The sequence below is a fragment of the Solibacillus sp. FSL W8-0372 genome, from assembly GCF_037969735.1.
GTDB lineage: Bacteria > Bacillota > Bacilli > Bacillales_A > Planococcaceae > Solibacillus > Solibacillus faecavium.
Genome location: NZ_CP150204.1, coordinates 2,559,245 through 2,577,458 on the forward strand (window position 1 = coordinate 2,559,245; position 18,214 = coordinate 2,577,458).

The 18,214-nt window shown below is 37.4% G+C and carries 23 protein-coding genes and 1 other annotated feature; all 23 genes read right to left on the reverse strand.

The window, feature by feature from the left end; translation table 11 throughout:
* Window positions 1-17 precede the first annotated feature (17 nt).
* Window positions 18-1,310, reverse strand: a complete 1,293-nt coding sequence (locus MKY13_RS13030; RefSeq protein WP_339213166.1) for an FtsW/RodA/SpoVE family cell cycle protein — start codon at window positions 1,308-1,310, stop codon at window positions 18-20.
* Window positions 1,300-1,695 (reverse strand): helix-turn-helix transcriptional regulator, encoded by a 396-nt coding sequence (locus tag MKY13_RS13035; RefSeq protein ID WP_339213168.1) that lies wholly within the window; start codon window positions 1,693-1,695, stop codon window positions 1,300-1,302. The genes MKY13_RS13030 and MKY13_RS13035 overlap by 11 nt, the downstream gene beginning before the upstream one ends.
* Complete coding sequence (locus MKY13_RS13040; RefSeq protein ID WP_339213170.1) at window positions 1,688-2,233, reverse strand: sigma-70 family RNA polymerase sigma factor; 546 nt, start codon at window positions 2,231-2,233, stop codon at window positions 1,688-1,690. The genes MKY13_RS13035 and MKY13_RS13040 overlap by 8 nt, the downstream gene beginning before the upstream one ends.
* 350 nt (window positions 2,234-2,583) lie before the next feature.
* Window positions 2,584-2,973 (reverse strand): thiol-disulfide oxidoreductase DCC family protein, encoded by a 390-nt coding sequence (locus tag MKY13_RS13045; protein ID WP_339213172.1) that lies wholly within the window; start codon window positions 2,971-2,973, stop codon window positions 2,584-2,586.
* A gap of 10 nt (window positions 2,974-2,983) precedes the next feature.
* Window positions 2,984-3,856, reverse strand: a complete 873-nt coding sequence (gene pheA, locus MKY13_RS13050) for a prephenate dehydratase (RefSeq protein ID WP_339213174.1) — start codon at window positions 3,854-3,856, stop codon at window positions 2,984-2,986.
* A gap of 136 nt (window positions 3,857-3,992) precedes the next feature.
* Window positions 3,993-4,448 carry an ACT domain-containing protein gene (locus tag MKY13_RS13055; protein WP_191700351.1) on the reverse strand — a complete coding sequence of 152 codons (456 nt, stop codon included), beginning with the start codon at window positions 4,446-4,448 and terminating at the stop codon, window positions 3,993-3,995.
* A gap of 17 nt (window positions 4,449-4,465) precedes the next feature.
* On the reverse strand, window positions 4,466-5,755 hold the full coding sequence (gene obgE, locus MKY13_RS13060; protein ID WP_339213176.1) for a GTPase ObgE: 1,290 nt from the start codon (window positions 5,753-5,755) through the stop codon (window positions 4,466-4,468).
* Between the two features lie 5 nt (window positions 5,756-5,760).
* Window positions 5,761-6,285 carry a Spo0B domain-containing protein gene (locus MKY13_RS13065; protein ID WP_339213178.1) on the reverse strand — a complete coding sequence of 175 codons (525 nt, stop codon included), beginning with the start codon at window positions 6,283-6,285 and terminating at the stop codon, window positions 5,761-5,763.
* Window positions 6,286-6,560: 275 nt separating this feature from the next.
* Window positions 6,561-6,857 (reverse strand): 50S ribosomal protein L27, encoded by a 297-nt coding sequence (rpmA, locus tag MKY13_RS13070; RefSeq protein WP_008405208.1) that lies wholly within the window; start codon window positions 6,855-6,857, stop codon window positions 6,561-6,563.
* A gap of 13 nt (window positions 6,858-6,870) precedes the next feature.
* Window positions 6,871-7,212, reverse strand: coding sequence for a ribosomal-processing cysteine protease Prp (locus tag MKY13_RS13075; RefSeq protein WP_008405207.1), 342 nt, complete (start codon window positions 7,210-7,212; stop codon window positions 6,871-6,873).
* Between the two features lie 16 nt (window positions 7,213-7,228).
* Window positions 7,229-7,537, reverse strand: a complete 309-nt coding sequence (gene rplU, locus MKY13_RS13080; RefSeq protein ID WP_008405205.1) for a 50S ribosomal protein L21 — start codon at window positions 7,535-7,537, stop codon at window positions 7,229-7,231.
* Between the two features lie 14 nt (window positions 7,538-7,551).
* Window positions 7,552-7,628 (reverse strand) — a sequence feature (ribosomal protein L21 leader region).
* A 45-nt stretch (window positions 7,629-7,673) separates the two neighbouring features.
* Entirely contained in the window at window positions 7,674-8,285 is a 612-nt protein-coding gene (locus tag MKY13_RS13085; RefSeq protein WP_191700354.1) for a site-2 protease family protein, read from the reverse strand.
* On the reverse strand, window positions 8,286-8,825 hold the full coding sequence (locus MKY13_RS13090) for a hypothetical protein (protein WP_339213181.1): 540 nt from the start codon (window positions 8,823-8,825) through the stop codon (window positions 8,286-8,288).
* Between the two features lie 117 nt (window positions 8,826-8,942).
* Complete coding sequence (gene minD / locus MKY13_RS13095; RefSeq protein WP_191700463.1) at window positions 8,943-9,740, reverse strand: septum site-determining protein MinD; 798 nt, start codon at window positions 9,738-9,740, stop codon at window positions 8,943-8,945.
* Window positions 9,741-9,827: 87 nt separating this feature from the next.
* A complete protein-coding gene (locus MKY13_RS13100; RefSeq protein WP_191700356.1) occupies window positions 9,828-10,496 on the reverse strand; it encodes a septum site-determining protein MinC in 669 nt (222 codons plus the stop codon).
* A 92-nt stretch (window positions 10,497-10,588) separates the two neighbouring features.
* Complete coding sequence (gene mreD, locus MKY13_RS13105) at window positions 10,589-11,107, reverse strand: rod shape-determining protein MreD (RefSeq protein ID WP_191700357.1); 519 nt, start codon at window positions 11,105-11,107, stop codon at window positions 10,589-10,591.
* Complete coding sequence (gene mreC, locus MKY13_RS13110) at window positions 11,107-12,024, reverse strand: rod shape-determining protein MreC (protein ID WP_191700358.1); 918 nt, start codon at window positions 12,022-12,024, stop codon at window positions 11,107-11,109. Before mreC ends, mreD begins: the two co-directional genes overlap by 1 nt.
* A gap of 12 nt (window positions 12,025-12,036) precedes the next feature.
* Window positions 12,037-13,053, reverse strand: coding sequence for a rod shape-determining protein (locus MKY13_RS13115; RefSeq protein ID WP_191700359.1), 1,017 nt, complete (start codon window positions 13,051-13,053; stop codon window positions 12,037-12,039).
* A 380-nt stretch (window positions 13,054-13,433) separates the two neighbouring features.
* Entirely contained in the window at window positions 13,434-14,132 is a 699-nt protein-coding gene (radC, locus tag MKY13_RS13120; RefSeq protein ID WP_318245204.1) for a DNA repair protein RadC, read from the reverse strand.
* An 11-nt stretch (window positions 14,133-14,143) separates the two neighbouring features.
* Window positions 14,144-14,737: a Maf family protein gene (locus MKY13_RS13125; protein ID WP_191700360.1), complete on the reverse strand. Its 594-nt coding sequence runs from the start codon at window positions 14,735-14,737 to the stop codon at window positions 14,144-14,146.
* A gap of 105 nt (window positions 14,738-14,842) precedes the next feature.
* Entirely contained in the window at window positions 14,843-15,442 is a 600-nt protein-coding gene (locus MKY13_RS13130) for a translation initiation factor 2 (protein ID WP_339213185.1), read from the reverse strand.
* Between the two features lie 160 nt (window positions 15,443-15,602).
* Window positions 15,603-16,859, reverse strand: coding sequence for a Mur ligase family protein (locus MKY13_RS13135; protein ID WP_339213187.1), 1,257 nt, complete (start codon window positions 16,857-16,859; stop codon window positions 15,603-15,605).
* A complete protein-coding gene (locus MKY13_RS13140) occupies window positions 16,856-18,127 on the reverse strand; it encodes a folylpolyglutamate synthase/dihydrofolate synthase family protein (RefSeq protein WP_339213189.1) in 1,272 nt (423 codons plus the stop codon). Before MKY13_RS13140 ends, MKY13_RS13135 begins: the two co-directional genes overlap by 4 nt.
* Window positions 18,128-18,214 lie beyond the last annotated feature (87 nt).

The window sequence follows — 18,214 nt, forward strand, 5'->3', positions numbered from 1 at the left end:
TGAATAAGCTGTTTTTCTTATGAATAGTTCTGTTGCACGCCACTCCCGATAAATGTCTTCCGGCGATACACGCTAAGTGCAATCCCGATGACAAATGAGTTTAATAGGAGAGATGTAAAACCATAACTTATAAAAGGAAGCGACAATCCGATGATCGGCAACCAACCAAGAATCATAGCCACAGAATATCCAAACTGCATGCAATAAAAAGATACTGCTCCAATTACAAGCATTTTTCCATAGGAACGGGCTAATTGTTTTGCTTTCCAAAGTATACGAATTGCGATGGCGAATAATACCGATACGACAGCAATTCCTGCAATATAACCAAATTCCTGGATAAGCTGCACTAAAGCAAAATCTGTATGCCCTTCCGGAATATAACGAACCGTCTCTGCCCCAAACCACCCAGCTTCATTTAATGCATTTTTGATTGCCAAATATACATAGCCTTCCTGTGTAGCATAACTTTCCGGATTCAGAAAAGCATAGATACGTACAAGCTGGTAATGATGCAGCTGCGGAGCAATCAGAAACATTGTACTAGCGATTAGGCCTATTAAAGTTATACTTGTCATAATTTTCGATTTTAGTGAGTAGTCACTTAAATAAAATAAAACCGTTACTACCCCTGTATAAATAAGGGCTGCTGTCAGGTTTGGCGCACTTAAAATAAACCATAACGGCAAAACAAATAAGACGATTAACTGCCAACTTTTAAATTTTTTCTGTGTAAAAAAGCCTGCCCAAGCAATCAGCAACAATGGTAAAACGGTCCAAGCTTGTATCTGTATCGGCCCTACCATTAAATAGCTTTGCCCAGAAACCATAGCTGTCGGAAAGAAATATAATATCATTAACAAAATAAGTGCACCCAAATATATAGCGAGACTGAACCGCTCCAGCTTCCGGTAATCGATATACATCAGTGCTGCAATCAATATGGCGGCACAAACAAGGTGCACCCATTTGCTTCGAATAAAATAATCAGTCATATCTGCCCCAAAAATAACGGTACTATCAAATGTTAAAATAGGAATAAAGCTGGCCCCTAATAGAAGTGCAACTAAACTAATTAACAGCCAATCGACTTTGGGCCGGTGAATCTTGTCCATCGATTTTCCGAGTGCGGATGGTGAACCCATTTCATCAATTGCTTTTCGTTCCGCTTCATCGGGTGTATACCCTTTTTTTAACCAGGCATTTTTCGAATGCTCTATATGGTGCTTTAATTCATCATATACATGTACCTGAGCTTCTTTTGAACGAATAAAAGCTGTTACTTTATTTAAAAAACGTTCACTCTGCATGCATACGCACCCCCAATAGACGCTCCTTCAATGTCAGTTTGATTTGCCCCTCTTGCTGTAATTGTTTTTTTCCGGTCTTCGTTAACTCATACCGCTTAACGCCGTCCGTCCAATTTGCGAGCACAAACCCATTCCTTTCCTGTTCATGAAGAATTGAATAGATGATTCCCTCATTATTGATTACATCCTGTATTCCCCTTACATGCAGTAATTGCGTAATTTCAATCCCTGACTTTGCTTCAAATAAAAGTGATAAAATTAACCTTTTCAACTCGTCCATGTTTAACTGTCGTTGAACATTTTCTTTATGCTGCTCTGTGAACTTCGTGCTGGAAAATGCAGTGCGATCCATCGCTTTTTTCAAATTTTTTAAACGATCATCCATTTTCTTCACGCTCCAGATATTTTTTTAATAGCTGCTTCCCTTTTCGAAGTCTTGTTTTTACTGTGTTCTCATTAATTTGCAGTACATCTGCCATTTCCTTCATCGCCTGATCTTCGTAATAACATAAATAAATAACTTCACGGTATTTGATCGGCAGCGCCATGATCGCCTTGACTAAGTTCTCATCTTCCTGCTGCTGTATGACTTCTCGTTCAACAGAAGTACCGCTTTCTACTTGCATAAAGACTTCATCGTCTTTTGCTTCGACATTTTTGGCATACCAGCTTTTCAAATAATCTTTTGAATGGTTAATTGCAATGCGCCAAAGCCATGTTTTTAACGATGAATCATATTGAAAAGAAGGAAGTGCCTTGTAGCATTTCACGAAAATCTCCTGCGTTAGATCCTCGGCAACAGCGTTATTATGTACATATTGCATGACAAGCTTTAATACGTCTTCTCCGTAATGTTGCATTAATTCATCTATAATCGTTTCATTTGATAAGTTAGCAGTATCATTTATTAAATAACTTTCCACAGAAATACCTCCTTTCATCAATTAGACGAATCCCGTTTTTAAAAAGTTTGATTTAATTACAATTAATTAATAGGATACTGGATTAAATAGAACCCTGAAAATTCTAATATATTTATAAATCTTCTAATATAATTTTATTTTTTCTAATAAAATCCCGATTTTCTAATAAAACGTCCCATTGTGCTAAAATGCAATGACTTTTATCTAATATCTCCGTTGGATTTGCTAATATCCAATTGCCATCTTCTAATATCCCGCAGCATTGTTCTAATAAAATGACGCGCATACATTATTCCTTTAAAATAAACATAAAAAAGTGCACTCCATTGACACGAGTGCACAACTTCATTTTATAAAAATCTTTTTCGCTGCTCTGCTGATGGTAGCATGCATGCATCTTTTTTACCGAACCATTTGTAGCGGTTTTTTGCAACGAACCGATAGAAAATATCCCGCAGTGGTTTAGGCACTACAATGAAAATATAGCATAGCTTCCAGAGGCCTGTAAGATTCCGTGCAATTTTAAGCGCTGCTGTCGATTCAGTATAGTAATTATCCCCTTCAATCAATACAATGCTGTCCGTCTTTTCGGAGACACCAAACTTTTTCAACATATCAATCCCGCTATCACTTTGAAGTGAGGTAAACTTAAACAATGCTTTCGGATCACGCTTTATAATAAATTGAACACTTGCATCACAGAAGTTGCATTCTCCATCAAATAGTATAAGACGTCTCAAGATCTCCACCTCATTCTGGTGTTACATAAGTAAAATATGTGCCGAGTGACTTCACTGTGCAGCCAAGAGCCTTAAGCTCCTCCAGAGCACCTTTCATCATCGGTTCCTCTTCATCGTCTAGTATATCAATAATGAAGAAATAATTCCCGAGTCCTGTTTTTAATGGTCGTGATTCTATTTTACTTAAATTTATTTTACGCCATGCAAATACAGATAATACTTGATGAAGCGCACCGGACACATCTGTCGGTAATGTAAGCATAAATGTTGTTTTCGGCTGTGATTGTAACGGTACTAAACCATGCTTTATATTTTGCTTTGATAATACAAAAAAGCGCGTATGATTAAAATGGAAATCATGAATATTATGTTCTGCAATATGTAGGTTATATTTTTCAGCTGCTGAAAGATTTGCAACGGCTGCAATACAGCGATCTTCGGTTTGGGAAACAAGCTCGGCAGCTGCTGCAGTAGAAGCATATGGTGTTTGCTTCACATTGCCATGTGTGTAAAATAAAAATTTATGACATTGTGCCAATGCATGTGGATGTGAATATATTTCTTCCAGCATCTCTAAATTTTCAGCGAACTTTTTATTTACCAATAAATGCTGTTGAATTTTTGACATTACTTCAGCTGTTACAAATAGCTCTGCTTCATGATATAAATAGTCAATTGTTAATGGCACGGAACCTTCCAATGCATTTTCTACAGGTACAACTGCTAGCTCGACTTTCCCCTCCGATACAGCTTCAATACATTCCGGAATTGATTTATATGGAATATGCCAATCATGCGGATATAAACCCTTTGCAGCTAAATATGTAAAAGATGCTTCTGGACCTAGATAGGCAATTCGTTTTTCCCATTTATTTTCTGACATAATGTACACCTCAGTCTCAAGTTCTAAATTTTCTGTTAAATATTTTTATAAGAAAGGACTGTCCATTTGCCCTAGCAGATTGGACAGCCCTAATTATTTGGTTATTCCTTGGTGCATTTGCGTGAAATTCTAGAGGTTAAAATGCACCTGAGCTAATAACTTCAGCCGATTCAATAAATTCAAGATGATTTAAGCTGCGAATGAGTTCATCCAACTCATACGACATACTTGTAACGTCCAATGACAACGTAACATTTGCACGCCCTTGAATCGGAATTGTTTGGTGAATCGTCAGCACATTGCAATGTGCATCCGATACGGTTTCTAGTAATTTGGCAAGTGTACCTTTACGATCTTGCAGTTGAATGAACACCGTTAAAATACGTTCTTGCACAATCGAATGGAAAGGAAAAACAGCATCACGATATTTATAAAAGGCGCTTCGAGATAAATCAACCTCTTTTACCGCATCCCAAATGGAAGTAACAGAGCCTTTTTGCAATAATTGTTTTGCTTCTAACGTTTTTTGCATCGCATCTGTCAATACGTCCTCACGCACTAAATAATATCGTTGATTAGCTACGTTTTTCATCGTCATCCCCCACTTAATTAATCGACAAAGTCAAATTCGAATTCCATTAGACGTACTGTGTCGCCATTTTGGGCACCACGTTTGCGTAATTGCTCGTCAACACCCATAGCACGTAGTTGGCGGGCAAAACGTCGAATACCGTCTTCACGACTGAAGTCAGTCATTTTGAATAAACGTTCAATAGTGTAACCTGAAAGTACATATGCACCATCATCATCACGTGTAATTTCGAAATCGCTGCCTTGGCTTTCATGTTTGTACATTACTACCGCATCCGACTCTTCTTCCAATACATCATGCAATAAGAATTCTGGTGTTACTTCTAGAAGATCGGCGATTTCAAATAGTAATGGCTTTAAACCTTGACGAGAAACTGCTGAAATCGGGAAGATTTTTACGTCTTCTCCTACTTTCTTTTTAAACTCTTCCAAGTTTTCTTCCGCATTTGGCATGTCCATTTTATTGGCAACGATAATTTGCGGACGTTCAAGTAAACGTAGATTATATTGTTCTAACTCGTTGTTAATCGTTACATAATCGTCATATGGCTCGCGGCCTTCCATCCCAGACATATCGATTACGTGTACAATTACTCGTGTACGTTCGATATGACGTAAAAATTGCATCCCTAAGCCAACGCCTTGGTGCGCGCCTTCAATTAAACCTGGTAAATCGGCCATTGCGAATGAACGACCGTCATCTGTTTCTACCATTCCTAAGTTCGGTACAATCGTTGTAAAATGGTAAGCACCAATTTTAGGTTTTGCTGAAGAAACGACAGATAATAATGTAGATTTTCCTACAGAAGGGAAACCAACTAAACCAACATCAGCCAATACTTTTAATTCTAGAATAACTTCTAATTCCTGACCTGGTTCACCTTTTTCGGCTAATTCCGGTGCTGGATTTGATGGTGTAGCAAAACGGCAGTTACCACGTCCGCCACGTCCTGCTTTAGCGATAATAGCCTGTTGACCATGTTCAACTAAATCGGCAATGACTGTTTTTGTTTCAGCATTCATTACAACTGTTCCGGGTGGCACTTTAACGATTAAATCTTCAGCACGACGACCGTGCATCCCTTTACTCATCCCATGCTCTCCACGTTCAGCTTTGAAGTGGCGTTTGTAGCGGAAGTCCATTAACGTACGTAAACCTTCTTCTACTTCAAAAACAACGTTACCACCACGGGCACCATCGCCACCTGCTGGACCACCATTTGGTACATATTTTTCACGGCGGAAGGCAACCATTCCATCTCCACCGTCTCCACCTTTAACGTAAATCTTTACGTGATCGACAAACATTTCTTTCACTCCTCATGCATGTGAAGGACATATTTCCAACTTGTATTCGTTTGTTCATATGTTTCCACACCAAAAATATTCTGTTCTATTGAAAATAGCGACTGTTCCCATTTTCCCGTTAAATGAAATGAAATATTCCACTTATTTTCTTTTGTTTCGATACTTAACTGCAATTTGTGCTCTTCATATGGATCAAGCGTGTCATAAACATGAATAATTGTGTTTTCCAAGTATTGAGTAATAGCTTCATCGTACTTGCTTTCAACTGGGGCATTTACATCGCTATCCATTTGAAGCTGTATAGCTGGGAAACGCCATTGTACTGTATGAAGCCATTCCATCGTATTAGGTAATTGAAGTCGATTGATGTTCGAAAGCATCTTACAATGCTCTGACTGTTCAAAAATCACTTTTTTTGCATCGTCCACTCGACCTAAATCTAAATTCATTTGAATCAAATGAAGATGATTTAAAAAGTCATGATTTGCATAGCGTAACGCTTCAGTTACAGTTAATTTTGAACCAGCCATTTTTCCACTCTCCGTTTTCCAGTATCGTTACTAGTATAACAAGTTTCACATCTATTTTCCTTCTATTCATCTGTTCCTCAAAAGAATGACATAATCGATACTTAAGAAAATTTCAACCATTCATATCAATTATACTTAGCATAATTGCCATCGGATTTAGCTATATGACCATAGCGAATCAGTTAGCCTTTTTCTCCTGAACTATGACACCTGTTAAAAAAGGTGAAAAAGTGAAAAAAAGGACTGCAATAAATGCAGTCCTTTCATTGCAAGAATTATGCTTCTTGAGCTGTAGGGTATACAGATACTTTTTTCTTGTCGCGACCATAGCGTTCAAATTTAACAACGCCGTCAACTTTTGCGAATAATGTATCGTCACCACCGCGGCCTACGTTTGTACCTGGGTAAATTTTTGTACCGCGTTGACGGTAAAGAATTGAACCACCAGTAACGAATTGACCATCAGCGCGTTTAGCACCAAGGCGTTTAGACTCTGAGTCACGTCCGTTTTTAGTAGAACCTACACCTTTTTTAGATGCGAAGAATTGAAGATCTAAAGTTAATAATAACATCCTGTTCCACCTCCTAGATCATTTTATATTTCAATTCGATGTATTCTGAATAGCTCGCAGTCATTGTATAGAACTGTGTAACCATTGTGTTCAGAATAACTTGTAATTTAGCGTCTGTTTCATCATTCAGTTCAGCTTGTGGAACAGTTACTTTTAAGTAACCACCTTCAGCACCTTGTTCGATCTCAGGAGTAATTCCTGTAATTTGTGGGATTGCGTTTACTGCACCAAAGGCAACAGCAGAAGCACCTGCACAAACTAAATCACGACCATAGATATCCGATAAAGCATGTCCTGAAATTTCAAATCCATAAGATTTACGATTTTCATCACTATAAATAGTTACTGTAATCATGTCCATCACCTACTTATTAAGCGTTGATAGCTTCAACTACTAATTTAGTGTATGGTTGACGGTGACCTTGCTTACGACGGTAGTTCTTTTTCGCTTTAAGTTTGAAAACAGTAATTTTCTTTTGCTTACCTTCTTTAACAACTTTCGCTGTTACAGTAGCGCCAGCAACTGTTGGAGCTCCAACTTTAACTGTTTCTCCACCTACGAATAAAACTTTGTCAAAAGTAACGATTTCGTCAGCAGCCACACCTAGTTTTTCAACATAGATTTCTTGACCTGCTTCAACTTTGATTTGTTTACCACCAGTTTCGATAATTGCGTACATTAAAATGCACCTCCTCTTAGACTCAGACTCGCCCGGAATTGCAGGTGACCATAAAGGTACTTAAACCTGTTCAGCGCGGTTGCAGTAGCACGGGTGCTACAAACAATAACATTCAAATACTACCACATCTAAAATATCAAGTCAACCTATTCATTACTATTTTTTCAAATGCAGAACGGTATTTTCGAAATTTCCAATCGCCTATAACTTTGGTCCATAAAAAGAGACCAATGATTGTTAATGACAATGATTGCGGCAATAAATATAATAGTACGATAATTATTACCGTAAGTAAATAAAAAGAAGCCGTTAAATAAAATTCGAAAATTTTAGAAAACGGCCGCCATTTTAATAAGCTATAGCAAAATATTCTACCACCATCAAGAGGCCAGATTGGAATGAGGTTAATAGCTAGAATAAATAGTTGAACTTCTATTAACCTCTCACTGAGCATAGGAGGCAAAAAAACACTGACGAAGATTCCAATGCACGTTGCAAGCGGTCCCCCTAATGCAATAATAATGAGCTGATTGTAGGATAAACGCATCTCATCCTTTATCGTCATTTCTCCGCCGTACGGAACAATTTTACATTGTGTAATGTGCGCTCCGACTAATTTCGCTGCGATAAAATGACCCAATTCATGAAATAATAACGAGACAATAATAACAGTATAAAATGCAATATCCCCATACAAAACAATTGATAAGAGCAGTAACAAAAATAATGGGTGAATCGAAATTTTCATTTAGATGGACTTTTCCTTTAGCCAGCTAATCGTTTCTTCCATATTCAAAACTTGCCCATTTCGCTCAATTTGCACATACAGTTTTCCAGCTTTTTTAGTTGCAACAACCATCCCTTTACTTACAGTTGTGTAGGGTAATACATAAAAATCATCGACAAAACCAAATGTAACTGTATCCCCTGTATCATATACAATCGAAATTGCTTTCCCATTATATTTTGTATGGCCAGTAAAAACAATTAGACCATCAAACAAGGCATTTAATACAAAAGGTTCATCATAAGCGAGTAAAAAACCATCGTTAAAGCGATCAATCGTCTGGAAAAGTTGTAATTGATTGATTGATATATCTGCACTTACAGGGATTTGTGTTTCATCCTTGGACAGTATATTTACAACTGCCTTTCTCATCATGACTAAGTCATCCGAGCTATATACGATGGAATGAATAACACGTTTTGTAGATATATCCCCATAATAATTACAGCCATAAATAATCACAAAGACGATGCTCGCGATGAGCCATTTCCATTTTTTCAAGCTCACCATCCAATCTTTTTGAACTATTATATGTCATGAAAGACATTTCAATTCAAGAAAGCTACTAATAGAAAAAGCTGTATGGAATAGTTCGATACATTCCATACAGCTTACACTTTATTTGAATAATGATTTCAATTTAGCAAATACACCTTTTGGCTGGTCATCTTCCAGACTCATTAATGGTACAGAGTCCCCTAAAATACGTCGGGCAATATTGCGATAGCCTAATGATGCTTTATTATTCGGATTCATTACAATTGGCTCACCCTTGTTTGAAGAGCTAATCACATCTTCACTATCGACAATGATTCCCAATAAATCAATCGATAAATGCGTTGTAACTTCCGTAATATCCATCGCATCTCCGTTCGTCATTAAGCTTTTACGTATACGGTTAATAATAAGCTTAGGTGGTTCAATTGGCTCCTGCTCAAGCAAACCGATAATACGATCCGCATCCCGCACTGCTGAAATTTCAGGTGTTGTCACGACGATAGCGCGATCCGCTCCAGCAACAGCATTGCGGTAGCCTTGTTCAATACCTGCAGGACAATCAATTAACACATAATCAAATTCCCGCTTCAGCTCATCTATTACGATCTTCATTTGTTCCGGGTTTATCGCATTTTTATCTGTATTTTGAGCAGCAGGCAATAAGTATAAACGTTCATCTACTCGCTTATCTTTTACTAACGCCTGATGCATTTTACAACGGCCCTCGATTACATCAACTAAATCATAGATAATACGATTTTCCAGTCCTAAAATCACATCTAAGTTACGTAAACCTATATCCGTATCCACTAAACAAACTTTCTTGCCTTGAAGTGCCAATGCAGTTCCTAGGTTTGCCGTAGTAGTCGTTTTACCTACGCCACCTTTCCCTGAAGTTATAACGATTGCTTCTCCCACATTAGCGGCCCCTTCCTTATATAAGGTAGCATCTTGAGTAATTGCATCATCAATATTCTTAGAGAATAATAATTCGTCTTCACTCATTTAGCTTCCTCCTTTATATGTTGATAAATTCGGTCGTATATTTCTTAACTCTTGGATTCTATCATATGCAATTATGTCATTTTCTCCAAGATATGCAAATATTTGATGAGTATGGTCTAATATAAATTGCGATTCATTTGTCATGACCTCAACATGATTACCAATTAATACATGTGTAGGTTCAAAATGAGAGGCGTAAACAATCGCTTCATCATTTCCATTTACACCAGCGTGCACTATTCCTTTTAGCTTACCCGCAATATGTACATTACCGCCTGCTTCAATTCTTCCATTCGGATTTACATCGCCCAAAACAAGAATATCTCCCGTTACGCGTAGTGTTTGTCCAGACCGAACAATTCCTACGTATGTTTCAAAGCGATTTGTTTCAAACTGTTTGAAACTTTCTTCCATCGTAATGACATCACTTTGAATGTTTTTTACACATAACTTTTGATGCTCTTCAACAACTTTTGTAAGCTGGTCTTTTTGCTCGGGTGTACAGTAACGTTTTCCTAAGTGCAATTGTACATCTATTTTACCATCAAGATGTCCTTCTGTAACTTTTTTCTCAAGTTCTTCCACTAATTCGGAATAAGAACATTGATCATCCAAACGAAGGACCAATCCATCTTTAGTTCCTTTAATATGGATAAATTGTTTTTTCATAGCTTTTCAAGTCACCTCGCGCTACATAATGGTGAAAAGAAACAACCGAATCCAATGTTCGAGTTGTCTCTTCATCACTTGTTTTACAATGCTTATTGTGCACGTTGAAATACTCGAGCGCTAATACAATATTTAAACGCCCATGCAAGCATTATTAAAAATAATAGATTCCCTATTGTTGTAGGAACTAATCGATTTACGATAAACGGCTGAACTGCCATTGTTGTAAACTGTATAATATAGAAAAATTCATATATTACAAATTCAAAAATAACCATTAATAATAAAGCCAAAAACATTGAAAATACTAAATGGGGATGGACACGCTTCACACACCATGCTGCAATATAGCAAACCGCCGGATATAACACCATGTACAAACCAATAATATTAATATAGAATACATCAAAACATAATCCAAAAATAAGACCATAAATCATGGCTTTTTTACGACTATAATAAATGGCTAAAAAGATTAAATATAAAATTAAAAAACGCGGAATTAAATAGTAAGTTTCCTCACCTAGCTGCAAGGGGGAAAACATAGCTAACCCAGATTCAAATAAAAACAGCAAAATCCCTACAAACACTATTAAAAACCGAGCGAGCATTATTCATCCCCCTCAACTTCCACAACCGGTTCATTCGTTAAATCTTCATTTGTACCAGACCCATCTGAACCGTCTATCGAAATTGTGTTACGTTTGGCAATAATAACATGATCTAATATTGAAAAGTCCGCTGCCGGTTTTACATAGGCCATTTTCGTCAAGCCAAAGTCATCTGTCGTCACTTCTGTAATTTCACCGATCAAAATACCTTTCGGGAAAATCCCGCCTAGACCAGAAGACAATACTTTACCGCCGACATCAAGATCTATATTGGAATCGATTCGTTTTAATAGTAATTCGTTACGTTCATCGTCATACCCTTCTATTAAACCATGAATTTCTTTATTGTCTTCATCTACTACAATAGCAGATACACGATAATTTTCATTGTTTGTATAAAGTAGCTCTACTTCTGACGTATAAGGTGTAGCAATTACAATTTTACCTATTAGACCACGAGAAGTTCTAACCGCCATATTTTTTTCAACACCATGTGCTGTACCCTTATTTAATATAATTTTCTCTTCCCACTGATCAGGGTTTCTCGCAATGACCGTCGCTTGAATCGGATCGAAATCACGCAAACTTTCCTCGATTGATGCGAGTTCACGCAATGAAGAATTTTCGGCTTTTAAAGTACTTACTTCTGCCTGCAAAACGGCAAAATCTTCAAGGCGCATTTTTAGGCGCTGATTTTCTTCATACGTATTTAACAGCGAATCAATATTGCTAAAAATACTTGTTATGTAATTAGTCGGCTTTGCGACAATCGATTGTGCAAAGCCAACTGTATCTTTAATAATTTGCTCGGGTAATGTTGCGTTATGACGATCACGTAGAGAGAACCCAATCAATGCCACAAGAAAAATAACACTTACTAAAAGAATAATTAATTTTTTATTTGAGAAATGTGGCACTGCGAGTCCTCCTTATTTCACTTGTTGCGAACGAATTAAATCAATATTATCCAACGCTTTACCTGTTCCAATTGCTACACAGTCCAGAGGATTTTCAGCGATAAATACAGGCATTTTTGTCTCGTCACTAATTACTTTATCAAGATTGCGTAATAGTGCGCCACCGCCTGTTAGTACGATTCCGCGCTCCATAACATCTGCAGATAATTCAGGAGGAGTTTGTTCCAAAGTTTTCTTCACGCCATCCAGAATTACAACGATTGCTTCATGTAAAGATTTTGAAATCTCACTTGAAGTAATTTCAATCGTTTTAGGCAGACCTGTTAATAAGTCGCGACCACGAATTTCCATCACTTCGTCAGGACCTTCAGCAAGTGCTGTACCAATTTCCATTTTAATGCTCTCCGCTGTACGCTCACCGATTGTTAAATTATATGTCTTGCGGATGTAGGCAATAATTGAGTGATCCATCGCGTCACCACCGACACGTACCGATTCACTAGTTACAATACCACCTAGAGAAATAACAGCCACTTCTGTTGTACCACCGCCGATATCTACGACCATAGAACCTGTTGGCTCCCAAACCGGTAAGTTAGCACCGATTGCAGCTGCAAAAGGTTCTTCTATAGTAAATGCCTCTTTTGCGCCAGCTTGACGGCTTGCATCAATAACAGCACGTTGTTCAACAGATGTAATACCATAAGGAACACAGATCATCACATTTGGCTTTTTCCAGTTAGAGCCTGATGCTTTCATTGCTTCTCTTAAATAATATTGAATCATTGCAGTTGTAATTTCAAAGTCAGCAATAACGCCATCTTTCATTGGGCGAATTGCCACGATAGAACCTGGTGTACGTCCGATCATATTTTTTGCATCATTACCAACAGCAACAATGTCACCTGTTTTTGTATTCTTCGCTACTACTGATGGTTCTCGTAATACGATTCCTTTTCCCTTTACAAATACTAATGTATTAGCTGTGCCAAGATCAATCCCGACATCTTTATTCCCTAATCCAAACAAATTAAGTACTCCCTTTCTTATAAAACAATTTCTATTTATGATGTTACTAAAATCATACGCTCTATTATAACGAATTACATCAAATAATTATAGTGTCATATGCTCCTAATCTCGACTTTTGTCGAATGTTTTTTTCTATAACACTACCTTACTATTGTATTTCTATTTTCGCTTTGAAACAAATAAAATTAATATGTAAGATTTAACAAAATCACCACATCCATATGACGAATATAACAAATAAAAGTTGCATAGGCGAAATATGTCGATGAATCATTAAAATATATAATAATTGTTATTGTAATGTAACATTCCCTATATTTCTTTCTCATCATTCTCATATTAAAAAGACAAACGTGCACTTACGTTTGTCTTCCCTATCAAAAGTATCCTTTTTCCTTCATGCTTATGAACTGATGATCACCGATTATGACATGATCAAGCAAATCAACGCCGACAATTTTACCTGCCTCATACAGTCGTGATGTAACATCTACATCTTCCGGACTAGGTGTAGGTACCCCGCTAGGATGGTTATGAGCACAGATGATTGATGCTGCTGAACGTTTAACGGCTTCACGGAAAATCTCCCTAGGGTGGACAATGCTTGCATTTAAACTTCCAACAAAAATTGTTTGTTTATGGAGCACTTGATTTTTAACGTTTAAAAATAGGCACACAAAATGCTCCTGCTGCAATGACGTCATATCTTGCATTAAAAAGGTAGCAGCATCTTCAGGAGAGCGTATAGTAAAACGTTCCTCTAAATCTTTTGTTGCAAGCCTTCTCCCTAGTTCAATCGCGGCTAATAATAATACTGCCTTCGCTTCGCCAATTCCTTTAATATCCATAATTTCCTCAAGTGTTGCATGTTTTAAATTATGCAATTTCTCAAAGTTTATCAATACCCGATTGGCGACTGTTAGTACCGACTCTTTCTTTGTACCTGTTCCTAAAAGAATTGCAATAAGTTCTTGGTTCGACAGACTTTTTGCACCTTGACGTATAAGGCGCTCACGCGGACGGTCTACTTCAAGCACATCATGGATTTTTAAATTCAACAATGGTGTTCCAGTCATTGACATCACTCCTAAAAGGTTAGTTTTAGTAGTTGCAATGTAAGCATTTTTTGAACTAACGATGCAATCGGCAATCCGACGACATTGTTATAATCTCCTTCTATGCGATCCACGAGCATGGCGCCACTCGTTTGAATCCCATAACCCCCTGCTTTGTCAAATGGATCTCCTGTCTGCACATATGCTTCTATCATTTGTGGAGAGACCTGTTTAAAAATAACTGCAGTCCTTTCAACAAATGTATGCTCTGTTCCATCCGCTAAAATAATCGCTACTGCCGTCATCACTTCATGACGATTGCCCGCCAGCTGCGTTAAATGTTGAATAGCTTCTTCTTTTGAAGTAGGTTTGTGTAATATTTGATCATTAAACACGACAATAGTGTCCGCTCCAATAATGCACTTATCCGGGCATTTTTTTGCAACATCACGTGTTTTTAAAAGCGCTACTTCTGTTACATATTGCTGGACTGTATTTGCTTTGACACTTGTTTCCACTACATCGCTTGTGACAATAGTAAAGGGAATATTTATCATTTGGAGCAATTCTTTTCTTCGTGGTGATGAAGAAGCTAAAATAAGTTGTTCATTCGTAGTAAAATTCATTTCCAATCCTCCTATTATCTATAGTAACCGACAATAGGAAATTTGAACATTGTACTGCCGTGGATACTTTTCAATAAAATAGACTATTTCTAGCATTTTTCTATACTAAAATGTTACTTTAAGGCAATCTAGACGCTCATAATAATTTAAAAACATATGCAACCGAATAATATTGGGGTTAGTTGAAAGCTTTGAAACTTCCGATGCCAGCCCAATCCAGTCCGTTGGCACAAGTTGTTCATCAATTTTATCAGTTTGTTGACCTGTAAACATTTTCGTATCTTTCAAAGTAATTGGAAGCTGGAGTTCAGCATTATTAGGACAACTGCTTGCAATTGTTATACTTTTATAAAATCCACTTGGTATTAACGCTAATGCAGCATCGACCTTCGTTGTATCAAGACGTGACCAAACAAAATACTGCTCGTCCACTTTCACTACAGCCGCTTTATTTAAAGTAGGGTAAGTTCCTAAAAATTGAGCTGCGCTATCAAAATTTGAGAAAACGCCATGTTGTAATGCAAAATATTGCTGCTTCACTTGCTGTTGTTCCTCTGTTGTTTGCACTGTCGGAATAGTTTCTGCAACTTCTTTTTCTGTTGTTGGTAATTGTAAAATAAAAATAAATACTAGGACGCCAGCAAGCCCTGTAAGACTTCCAATGAACATTGCTTGGAAAATGGCATTATTCTTTAAAGCTTTCATATTTGCTACAGCTCCATCTCTTTTTAATCAACCATAGCAAAATAGACATAAAAAAGGGCGAGACTGCTGTCGTCGCCCATTAAAAATGTTTCGCTAATATTCTTCTTTATTTTCACTCGACAACAAAGAAATACCATCAAATCGAAGTTTATTAGCAAAATCATATGATATTTTTACATTTTTGTCGAATCTCGCTTAACAAATATAATGAGCCGGTTACAATTCTAACCGTATCACCTTTCACTGGCTCCGTTAAAATCTTAACTGGGTCGTTAATAATATATTTATTCTTAGCCTGGCTCAGTTCAAAAATAACCGATGCTTTCATCGCCCGTTCATTTTGGATATCGGCAAAGTAAAAAACATCTCCGACTTCCTCTAATAGTTTCAAAATTGATTGGACATCTTTATCCGCCAGTAATCCTACAAGGAATTCAATTCGCTTCTTAGGAAAATGCTCTTTTATTGTTGAGACCAGTGATTGAATACTTGCCGGGTTATGTGCACCATCAAAATAAATATTTGGCAGGACTTGTTCAAAGCGGCCTGCAAGAACAGCAGTTTTTATACCAAACTGAATTTTACTCTCATCAAGCTCCAACTGGAATTTTTTCACCACTTCCATAAAGGCAGTAATGGCCAAAGACATATTATGACCTTGATGTGCTCCTAAAAGCTGACGCTGTAAATTTCCGAATTTCACTTCGTACACCGTATTTTCGTAAAGTTCGGAAACGTTTGTTTTTGTAACGGTAAAATGTTGCCCATAACAATATAACGCTACGTTTTTTGCTTTGGCTTCCTGTACAAAAATATCCTTTATATTATTAGTCATTTCCCCTATTACAGCAGGGCAGTTATCCTTGAATATCCCTGCTTTATGGCGTGCGATACTCGTCAATGTATCACCTAAAAATTTTGTATGTTCCAATGCAATACTCGGGACAACCGAAACAATAGGTATAACTACGTTCGTGCTGTCTTCTCTTCCACCCATTCCTGCCTCGATTAAAACTAAATCGGGCTTTTGATTGGCAAAATAAAGAAAAGCCACGACCGTCAATAATTCAAAATCCGTTAATTTCCCGCTTAGCCCCGCCTCAGCCAAGTGCTGAAACAAACGATCCATTTGATCTGTAGAAATAGGCTCCCCATCGATTTGTATTTGATCATGCACATCTACAACGCAAGGTGACATAAACTTTCCTACCGACAGCCCGTGAGCCCGCGCTATTCCTTCTACAAACGACAATGTAGAGCCCTTTCCATTCGTACCGGCAAAATGTACGACATTTAATTGCTTTTCAGGATGTCCCAATAAAGTAAGTGCCGATTCAATTGCCGCTAACCCTGGCTTAATTATTTGTTCACTTTCCACTTGCCACCGCTCTTTATAAAGGTTTAATAACGGAATCATGAAATCCACCCTTTCTTTACAAATAGACTTCGTACTTCAGCGATGAAATATAAAGAGCCCGTAATAACAAGCAGTTCATCCTCCGCTAGATTTGCCTTTTCTGTTTCAATCAACTGTTGCCAATTCGGATTCATAAACTTCTTAGCATGGTTACTTTGTTCGAAAAGCTGATTCGCTGTTGCAGCGCGCGGTAAATTTATCTGAGTAAAATGCATCTCAGCAGCGAATTTATCCATTAATTCAATACTGAGAGCATGGTCTTTATCTTGTAATGCTGCGTAAATAAACTTTACTTTATGATGTGGGGCAACCTCTTTTATTGTTTCGACTAATGCCATGGTGCCTTCAGAATTATGTGCACCGTCTAATATGATATTGCCGGTCACCCTTTCAAATCGGCCATCCCATTTTGCTTCTTGAAGGGCTTGTTTTACTTTTTTTTCATCAACAGATGGCAAGAACAATTTCACTGCAGTAATAGCCAGTGCGGCATTTTCCTTTTGATGCTCACCGACCATAGCCATTGTTATATTGCTGATATTTATATCCGATACATAGTTGAAATTCGATTTTTTATTGTTTTCAATATAAAATTGCTCATTTATCAGATAGATTGGTGCATGTAATTGAATCGCCGCTTCTTTAATCACCGATAATGCTTCTTTATTTTTTACTCCTACAACTACAGGTTTCATCGCTTTTATAATCCCGGCTTTTTCTGCTGCAATTTCCCCATAACTTTCACCAAGCATATCTGTATGCTCTAATGAAATTGTTGTAATGACGCTTACTTCCGGTATAACAACATTAGTCGAATCCAAACGCCCTCCGATTCCTGTTTCAAGCAAAACGACATCTACCTGTTGTTCTGCAAAATATTGCAGGGCAAGGAGTGTCATAAACTCAAAGAAGCTCGGAAACTTGCCGTCCAATTTTTCTTTAATTACTTCACTCAGCTGATTCGCGATATTTAGAAAATCTTCATCAGAGATTTGGTTTTTATTTATAGTCACCCGTTCATTTGCTCGTTCTAAATGAGGAGAGATAAAAGCACCTACCGTTAAACCATGCGCCATTAAAATTTCACGTGTCGCATTTAAAGTAGAACCCTTTCCATTCGAACCCGCAAAATGAATAAATTTATTTTCTTTCTCCGGATTGCCAAGTGCATTTAAAATCATTTTGGCTGACTGTAAAGGTTCTCCTTTGTATTGGCTTGCTTTTAATTGAAAAATAAAATTTGTACACTGCTCAATCGATTGAAACATTTAATTTCTCTCCCTAGTAAGGTTAATATGTAATCAGTTATATTATAGCGAAATAAAAAGAAAGAGGCACCGAATTCCGGCACCCCT

Excerpts from the sequence above, each read along its gene's own strand:
- MKY13_RS13135 (WP_339213187.1), bottom strand. The coding sequence starts at position 16,859 with ATGATTCCGTTATTAAACCTTTATAAAGAGCGGTGGCAAGTGGAAAGT.
- pheA (WP_339213174.1), bottom strand. The coding sequence starts at position 3,856 with ATGTCAGAAAATAAATGGGAAAAACGAATTGCCTATCTAGGTCCAGAA.
- MKY13_RS13140 (WP_339213189.1), bottom strand. The coding sequence starts at position 18,127 with ATGTTTCAATCGATTGAGCAGTGTACAAATTTTATTTTTCAATTAAAA.
- MKY13_RS13075 (WP_008405207.1), bottom strand. The coding sequence starts at position 7,212 with ATGATTACAGTAACTATTTATAGTGATGAAAATCGTAAATCTTATGGA.
- MKY13_RS13035 (WP_339213168.1), bottom strand. The coding sequence starts at position 1,695 with ATGGATGATCGTTTAAAAAATTTGAAAAAAGCGATGGATCGCACTGCA.
- mreD (WP_191700357.1), bottom strand. The coding sequence starts at position 11,107 with ATGCTCGCTCGGTTTTTAATAGTGTTTGTAGGGATTTTGCTGTTTTTA.
- MKY13_RS13030 (WP_339213166.1), bottom strand. The coding sequence starts at position 1,310 with ATGCAGAGTGAACGTTTTTTAAATAAAGTAACAGCTTTTATTCGTTCA.
- MKY13_RS13085 (WP_191700354.1), bottom strand. The coding sequence starts at position 8,285 with ATGAAAATTTCGATTCACCCATTATTTTTGTTACTGCTCTTATCAATT.
- obgE (WP_339213176.1), bottom strand. The coding sequence starts at position 5,755 with ATGTTTGTCGATCACGTAAAGATTTACGTTAAAGGTGGAGACGGTGGA.
- MKY13_RS13125 (WP_191700360.1), bottom strand. The coding sequence starts at position 14,737 with ATGAATTTTACTACGAATGAACAACTTATTTTAGCTTCTTCATCACCA.
- MKY13_RS13100 (WP_191700356.1), bottom strand. The coding sequence starts at position 10,496 with ATGAAAAAACAATTTATCCATATTAAAGGAACTAAAGATGGATTGGTC.
- radC (WP_318245204.1), bottom strand. The coding sequence starts at position 14,132 with ATGACTGGAACACCATTGTTGAATTTAAAAATCCATGATGTGCTTGAA.
- rpmA (WP_008405208.1), bottom strand. The coding sequence starts at position 6,857 with ATGTTATTATTAACTTTAGATCTTCAATTCTTCGCATCTAAAAAAGGT.
- MKY13_RS13055 (WP_191700351.1), bottom strand. The coding sequence starts at position 4,448 with ATGAAAAACGTAGCTAATCAACGATATTATTTAGTGCGTGAGGACGTA.
- rplU (WP_008405205.1), bottom strand. The coding sequence starts at position 7,537 with ATGTACGCAATTATCGAAACTGGTGGTAAACAAATCAAAGTTGAAGCA.
- MKY13_RS13065 (WP_339213178.1), bottom strand. The coding sequence starts at position 6,285 with ATGGCTGGTTCAAAATTAACTGTAACTGAAGCGTTACGCTATGCAAAT.
- MKY13_RS13130 (WP_339213185.1), bottom strand. The coding sequence starts at position 15,442 with ATGAAAGCTTTAAAGAATAATGCCATTTTCCAAGCAATGTTCATTGGA.